The sequence below is a fragment of the Mycobacterium sp. genome (assembly GCF_036490025.1).
Taxonomy (GTDB): domain Bacteria; phylum Actinomycetota; class Actinomycetes; order Mycobacteriales; family Mycobacteriaceae; genus Mycobacterium.
The window spans coordinates 1-7,426 of the sequence record NZ_DASXEP010000116.1; the positions used below are offsets into that span (position 1 = coordinate 1).

General features: G+C 66.4%; 7 protein-coding genes. All 7 read right to left on the reverse strand.

Annotation, left to right across the window (positions count from 1 at the left end; all coding sequences use genetic code 11):
* A partial coding sequence (locus VGG53_RS12550; RefSeq protein WP_331518383.1) for a glyceraldehyde 3-phosphate dehydrogenase NAD-binding domain-containing protein occupies nucleotides 1–188 on the reverse strand: 188 nt, incomplete at its 3' end.
* 40 nt (nucleotides 189–228) lie between these two features.
* Nucleotides 229–1,674 (reverse strand): NAD(P)/FAD-dependent oxidoreductase, encoded by a 1,446-nt coding sequence (locus tag VGG53_RS12555; protein ID WP_331518384.1) that lies wholly within the window; start codon nucleotides 1,672–1,674, stop codon nucleotides 229–231.
* Complete coding sequence (locus tag VGG53_RS12560) at nucleotides 1,671–3,404, reverse strand: DUF3556 domain-containing protein (protein ID WP_331518385.1); 1,734 nt, start codon at nucleotides 3,402–3,404, stop codon at nucleotides 1,671–1,673. Before VGG53_RS12560 ends, VGG53_RS12555 begins: the two co-directional genes overlap by 4 nt.
* Before the next feature lie 48 nt (nucleotides 3,405–3,452).
* Nucleotides 3,453–4,430, reverse strand: a complete 978-nt coding sequence (whiA, locus tag VGG53_RS12565; RefSeq protein WP_331518389.1) for a DNA-binding protein WhiA — start codon at nucleotides 4,428–4,430, stop codon at nucleotides 3,453–3,455.
* On the reverse strand, nucleotides 4,427–5,488 hold the full coding sequence (locus VGG53_RS12570) for a YvcK family protein (RefSeq protein ID WP_331518386.1): 1,062 nt from the start codon (nucleotides 5,486–5,488) through the stop codon (nucleotides 4,427–4,429). Before VGG53_RS12570 ends, whiA begins: the two co-directional genes overlap by 4 nt.
* Nucleotides 5,485–6,426 carry an RNase adapter RapZ gene (gene rapZ / locus VGG53_RS12575; protein WP_414688956.1) on the reverse strand — a complete coding sequence of 314 codons (942 nt, stop codon included), beginning with the start codon at nucleotides 6,424–6,426 and terminating at the stop codon, nucleotides 5,485–5,487. Before rapZ ends, VGG53_RS12570 begins: the two co-directional genes overlap by 4 nt.
* On the reverse strand, nucleotides 6,423–7,426 hold a 1,004-nt coding region (gene uvrC / locus VGG53_RS12580; protein WP_331518388.1), incomplete at its 5' end, for an excinuclease ABC subunit UvrC. The genes rapZ and uvrC, both read right to left, overlap by 4 nt.

Sequence of the window (7,426 nt, forward strand, 5' to 3'; positions counted from 1 at the left end):
TCGTAGGGCAGCCGGCCCAGGATGGAGTCGAACTTCAGCAGATGCGCCAGCGTCGCATTGTCGGTCAGATCGTTGACCGCGACCACCTCGATTTTGGTGTCGGCGCCCGCGGCCTGCTGCGCCAGCAGGGCCCGGTAGAAGTTGCGTCCGATTCGACCGAAGCCGTTGATGCCTACCCGGACCGTCACGTGTCTCTCCTTCGATGCTGACTCAATGCTCGCCGCCAGCCTAGTAGCTGCGGGAATGCGTCGCGAATCGCGGTCTCCGTAGCCGCTTGAGCGCCGCTTCCGCAGCGTGATACCCGCACAATCCGTGGATGCCGGCCCCTGGCGGGGTGGACTGCGAACACAGGTAAACCCCCGGCACCCCGGTGAAGTAGGGGTCGACGGCCACCCGGGGCCTGAACAGCATCTGCAGCCGGTCGTTGGCGCCGCCGATGATGTCGCCCCCGACATAGTTGGGGTTGTAGCCCTCCAGCTCGGCGGTGCTCTTTGTCACAGTCGCGACGACCCGGTCGCGGAACCCCGGCGCGAACCGCTCGATCTGCTCGACGACGGCCGCGGTGGCGTCGCCGGTGTAGCCGAATGGCACATGGGCGTAAGACCAGATCGGGTTGATGTCGCCGGCAGAACGGGACGGGTCGGCGAGGTATTGCTGACCGACCAGCGTGAAGGGGCGCCGCGGCATGCGGCCCGCCGCGCGCTGCCGCTCGGTGTCGGCGATCTCGGCGAACGTGCCGCCCAGATGGACGGTGCCGGCCCGCCGGCAGTCCGGGTTGGTCCACGGGATGTGGCCCTCGATGGCGAAGTCGACCTTGAACGCCGACGAGCCCTGGCGGTATCGCCGGTAGGACCGCTTGATCCGTGCCGGCATCGCATCGCCGTAAATCTGCAGTGCCGCTGTCGGACTCAGATCCAGCATCACGATGTCGGCGTCGGGGATGTCGCGTCGGCTTGTTGCGGTGACGCCGGTGGTGATCGCACCTCCGTGGGCGCGGAGCACGTCGCCGAGGGCTTGGGTGATCGATCCCGACCCGCCCTCGGCGACCGGCCAGCCGTATCGGTGACCGCCCGCCAGGAACATCAGCCCCAGCGACGCGGTCAGCGGCCGGTCCAGCCGGCCAAAGAGGTGGGCTGCCGCGCCGCCCCACAGTGCTCGGGCCTGCTCGGTGCGAAACCACCTCGCCATCACCGTGGCGGGCAGCGCCGCGCGCGGTGCCAACGCGGCGAGCCGGACGGGATGGCGCGGAATGTGAAGCGCCGGACGCAGCAGATCCTGGCCCAGCTGGTCGAAGCCTTTCGCGAGGTCGCCCACCGCAAGCAGCCACCGGCGGCGGTCGGAGCCCAAACCGGCCGCGGTTTGCTCGACAGACTGATAGAGCACGCCGGCTGTGCCGTCGTCCAGCGGGTGCGCGCAGTCGACCTCGGCCCACTTCCAGGTCAGTCCGTAGTCGCCGAGGTCGAGCTCTTTCCAGAACGACGAACCCACCCCCAGCGGATGCGAAGCCGAGCAGTGGTCGTGGATCACGCCGGGTACCGTCAGCTCCCCCGATCGCGATCCGCCGCCGATGGTATCGGATGCCTCCAACACCTGAACATCAATGCCGTTGCGCGCCAGATGGATTCCAGCCGCCAGACCGTTGGGTCCGGCGCCGACCACGACCGCGTTGGTCATACCGGGTGGACAGGCAATTCGTCGTCGGGCTCGGGCCAGGGCTGGCGGGCCAGCATGTCGTCGACGGCAACGTATCCCTCCTCGATCAGTCCGGTCTTCGCGTCGACGATGCGGTACCGCTGCCTTTTCGTCTGGATCGGTTGGCCTTCCAGGATGATCACTCGCAGATCGCCCTCGTCGAACTGGCAGCGCCGCTGCACCGCGTCCACCAACTGCTCGTTGTGCAGGTGACCTTCGCCGAAATTCCAGCCGATGAGCGGGCCGGCGACGGTCTCGCCTTCACGTAGCGCGTAGTCCGCCTGATTCTCCAGCGCGCGAGGCAGCAGTCCGTTGAGCGCGCGGCCGTGGACGTGCATGGACCGGAAGGCTCGAGCTTTGTCGCTGATGATCTCGGCGGTGGCCGGGTCGTAAAGCCTGGCTATTTGTTTGGCCGTCAGCGCCGAACTTTTGACGACGTGGGCTTCGATCTTGTCTTCGGCGCCCGCCCGGAAGCACCACACGCTCGACGCCCAGTTCCCGGCGTAATAGCGCAATGCCGGTAGGAATGAAATCTGTTGCGGGAACATGTTTCCCACTATCGGGACCACGACAAGAGCCGCCATCAGGATCGCCAGCAGCAGCGGCGAATTGAGGTCGTAGATGGAGATGTTGCTGTAGTGCCCGAAGAGGTAGAACAGCGAAAAGATGAAAAAGATGTTCCACTCCAGGGGAACACCCATCGGGAGGTTGGAAATGATGTTGAGGTGGAAGACCACCATGAAGGCGATCAGCGCCCATCGCCACGGGTGGCTGTCGGCGAAAAAGACCAGCACGGCCGGCACGATGAGTTCCGCAGTGGTGCCGCCGACGTGGGCCATCAGCTTCGGTATCCAGGTGGGCCGTAAGTCGTTGACCGGGTCGCGGTAAAGCCGGCGCTTCAACCAGTTGAACGGCCTGCCGCGCAGCAATGGATTGTTGCTCGTCATTGCCGCCACCACGTACGGGAAATGGTGATTGAGCTTGGAAGTCGCGGCGCCCCACCACAATCCGAGCAGGATGATCTTGAAGGCGGCGATCTGGTCGGTGAATGGAAAGAAGAACACCAGGAGCTTCAGCCAGTAGTGCTCGCCGCGGGCGGCCAGGAAGATGGTCTTGTCGCGCAGACCCAGCAGCGCCAGAGCGACGATCGTCGGCACCACCAGGACGGGGTCGATCAAACCGAGATCGCCACTGCCGGTGACCGATCCGTCATGACCCGGGGCCAACAGCGCCCAGACTCCGGATGCCAGCACAACCACATACAAGCCCACGTCAAAAAGGCTACGGGTGTCGCCGCTGGTGAACGGAACATCGTGCGGCCATGGTGGCAGGCGAATCGTCTTGGGCCGCAACCAATACAGGAAGCCGCCGACCGGCGGCCAGAATCGCGCGGTGAGGGGGCCCGATCCGCAACCCAAACCCAGGACTTCGAACAACAGCGTGAAAATGACGAGCTTCTGGTACACGATCGGCTGCGTCCACCACACATCGATCTGGCCCAATCCGCCCAGACCCGGGGTCAGCGAAATGACCGCGGCGGCACCCGCGGCGTAGCCGGCCATCTTGAACACGTACAGCAGATAGATCGCCGACGGCGTACCGAAACCGTGCTCCACCCAGTGCCGGGTGACCACCTGCATCCGGTCGGCCGCCGACAGCGTGTGCCAGGTGTCGGGGTCGACGTCTGGCAGGTCCGGGGTGATGAATCCCATGACGGCCTCGTTTCAGGTGTGCCACCGTTGGCGGCGCGGCAAACTGGCTCAGGCATCTTCCATCAGGTCGGGGGTGACTGCCGATTCGGTGTCCGGAATGTTGTCGACCTTAGCCTTCCGGTCGGCCATCGACAGCAGTCGCCGAATCCGCCCGGCCACAGCATCTTTCGTCATCGCCGGGTCGGCCAGCCGACCCAACTCCTCCAATGAGGCCTGCCGGTGCTCGATGCGCAATTTGCCCGCCGCAGCCAAATGGTCGGGCACACCTTCGCCGAGTATTTCCAGCGCCCGTTCCACGCGGGCGGCAGCGGCCACCGCGGCGCGAGCCGAGCGCCGCAGGTTGGCGTCGTCGAAGTTGGCCAATCGGTTCGCCGTTGCCCGGACCTCGCGGCGCATCCGCCGTTCCTCCCAGACCAGCCGGGTGTCCTGGGCGCCCATCCGGGTCAGCAGCGCGCCGATCGCCTCACCGTCTCGCACCACCACCCGGTCGGCGCCACGCACCTCACGCGCTTTGGCGCCGATGCCGAGTCGGCGCGCCGCACCCACCAGCGCCAACGCTGCCTCCGGCCCGGGGCAACTGACTTCCAACGCCGACGAGCGACCCGGCTCGGTCAGCGAACCATGCGCCAAGAAAGCTCCGCGCCAGGCCGCCTCGGCGTCGGCGATGCTGCCGCCGACGACCTGAGCGGGCAGTCCTCGGACCGGCCGGCCCCGCAGGTCGAGCAGTCCGGTCTGGCGGGCCAGCGCCTCACCGTCGTTGGCGACTCGCAACACGTATCGCGTCGTCTTGCGAATTCCACTGGCGGACAACACATGCACCACTGCGCTGTAGCCGTACAGGTCGAAGATGTCCTTGCGCAGTCGCCGTGCGATGCTGCCCAGGTCCACCTCGGCTTCGACGACCACCCGGCCGGCGACGATGTGCAGCCCCCCGGCGAACCGCAGCAGCGACGTCACTTCGGCGCGCCGCGCGCTCACGGCACTCACCACCAAGCGGCTCAACTCGTCCTTGACTTCGGCCGTCATCGCCACGCGTCGTCACCCTTCGGTTCGTTGCGCCCCGGTCTGTCTGCGCCGGTTTGCTGACGTTCTTGCGCGATCGCCATCGCGTCGGTGGACGTCGCAGACGGCGACCGACCCGTGTCACGCACGCTCACTCCGTCCAGCGCCGCGGCCAACTTGCCCGGATCATGTAAAGGTGTACCAGCCCTGGCCACATCTGCGAATTGAACCTGCGCTTGAAGCAGCGTTGCCGTACGCCGCAGCTGCTCCCGCTCTCGCTCACTGGGCACCCGTTCGGCGTCGATGATCACGTCGTGCACGGTGAAGCCCGGCGCATGCTGAGCGAGCACGTGCAGATGACGCTCCACCGAGAAACCGGCCGTCTCCCCCGGTTCGGCCACCAGGTTGAGCACCAGCGCGCGTCGGGCCGTCGTCGCCTGCAGCGCCGTGGCCAACCCGGGGACCATCACGTGTGGGATCACGCTGGTGAACCACGAGCCGGGCCCCAGCACCACAAGATCGGCGGACATGATCGCGTCGACCGCTTGCCGGGTGGCCGGCGGATCGCCGGGCAGCAATCGCACCCGGCGCACTTTTCCCGGCGTGGTGGCGATCGCCACCTGGCCGCGGATGAGCCGGAACATCCGCGGGTCGGCTTCCAGACCGGAGACGTCGGCCTCGATCTGAAGAGCGATCGGACACATCGGCAGCACCCGGCCGCGAACACCCAGGATCCGGCCGACTTCGTCGAGCGCGGCGACCGGATCGGCGAGCACCTCGTTGAGGCCGGCGAGGAGCAGGTTGCCGATCGGATGGCCGGACAATGCACCGCTGCCGCCGAGCCGATGCTGCATGATCGTCGCCCACAGTTGCCCGTGTGGACTGTCAGAAGCCAAGGCCGCCAACGCCATTCGCAAGTCGCCCGGGGGTACTACGTCGAGTTCACTGCGCAGCCGCCCCGACGAGCCGCCGTCGTCTGCGACGGTGACCACCGCGGTGACGTGCGGGGTGAGCCGCCGGGCAGCGGACAGCGTCGCATACAAGCCATGGCCTCCGCCGAGGGCGACAATCCGCCGGCTCATTCGCGACCCAGATCCCGGTGCAGCACGCGCACCGTCAGCTGCTTGTCGGACTCAAGCAGCTGCGCCAATGCCTCGGCGATCGCGACACTGCGGTGCTTGCCACCGGTGCAGCCGATCGCCACGGTCATATAGCGCTTCCCCTCCCCGCGATAGCCCTCGATAATCAGGGACAGCAATCGATGGTAAGTCTCCAGGAACTCCGCCGCGCCAGTCTGGCCAAGCACGTAGTCACGAACCGCGGGATGTTGGCCGGTATGCGGACGCAGATCGTCGATCCAATGCGGATTGGGCAGAAATCGGACGTCCATGACGGTGTCAGCGTCCATCGGTAGACCGTATTTGAACCCGAAGGACTCCACGGTGACGCTGGTCTGTGCGACGGTCTCGCCGCCGAAGGCGCGCTCGATGCCTTCCCGCAGCCCGCGCACCGACAACGTGGAGGTGTCGATGATCAGGTCGGCGGTCGCCCGGACCGGGGCCAGCATGTCGCGCTCGGCGGCGATGCCTTCGGCCAAGGTCTGCTCGCCCTGCAGCGGATGGCTGCGGCGATTCTGCTCATAGCGGCGCACCAACATGTCGTCGGAGGCCTCCATGAACAACACCCGCGGGGTGATGTTGCGGGTCGCCAGCTCATTGCGCACCCAGTCCAGGTCGCCGGTGAATCCCCGGGAACGGACGTCCATCACCACCGCCAGCTCGGTGATTCGCGATCCCGCGGCCAGCCCGAAGTCAACCATCCGGGTGATCAACTGGGGTGGCAGATTGTCGGCGACATACCAGCCGAGGTCTTCGAGGACCTTGGCGGCCGTGCCCCGTCCGGCGCCGGACAAGCCGGTGACCAGTACCACGTCGATACCGGATTCGTTTGTGCCACTGTGGTTGTCGGCCTGATTCAGCGATCCCGTCTGGTTCGCTCCGTCCATCCCCTCGCCCGTCATCCCGATGCCCGTTCAGCGACTCGGTCCTGCGCCGCAGCATCCGATCCGGGCCGCAGCGCCTCGAGCACCGCAGTCGCCGTCGCAAGCCCGATGCCCGGAACGGAGGTGATCTCGTCGACCGTAGCCTCCTTGAGCCGGGCCAGTGACCCGAAATGGGCAACCAGTGCCTTGCGGCGATGCACGCCTAGACCCGGCACCGAATCCAGCGCCGACGCTGTCATCCGCTTGGACCGCTTGCTGCGGTGGTAGTTGATGGCGAACCGGTGGGCTTCGTCTCGGACTCGCTGCAGCAGGTACAGACCCTCGCTGTTACGCGGCAAGATGATCGGGTCGGGCTCCGACGGTACCCACACCTCTTCCAGCCGCTTGGCCAGCCCGATCACCGCGATGTCGGTGATTCCCAGTTCGCTGAGCACCGCGCTGGCGGCATTCACTTGCGGAGCGCCGCCGTCCACGACGTACAGGTTGGGCGGATAGGCAAATCGACGTGACTTTCCTTCGGGTGAGAGGACTTTCGGGTCCTCCTGGTCTTGGAGATGCCGCGCGAAGCGACGGCGCGTCACCTCGGCAATCGACGCGACGTCATCGGAACGACCATGGCCGGCCGCTTCCCGGATCGCGAAGTGGCGGTAGTCGGATTTGCGCGGCAGCCCGTCTTCGAAGACCACCAGCGACCCAACCACGTCGGTTCCCTGGACGTGGCTGATATCGACGCACTCGATACGCAGCGGCGCGTCGGCTAAGCCCAATGCCTCTTGAATATTCTGCAGCGCAGCAGATCTGGCGGTGAAGTCGCCGACACGCTTCAGCTTGTGCTGCTGCAACGCCTCTTTGGCGTTCCGCTGCACGGTTTCGGCCAAGGCTCGCTTATCGCCTCGCCGCGGAACCCGCAAGTTCACTCGTGACCCGCGCAACCCGGACAGCCAGGTGGTCAACTCCTCGGCGTTGGGCGGCAGGCACGGCACCAGCACCTCGCGAGGCACCGGGTTGGCGGATTCGT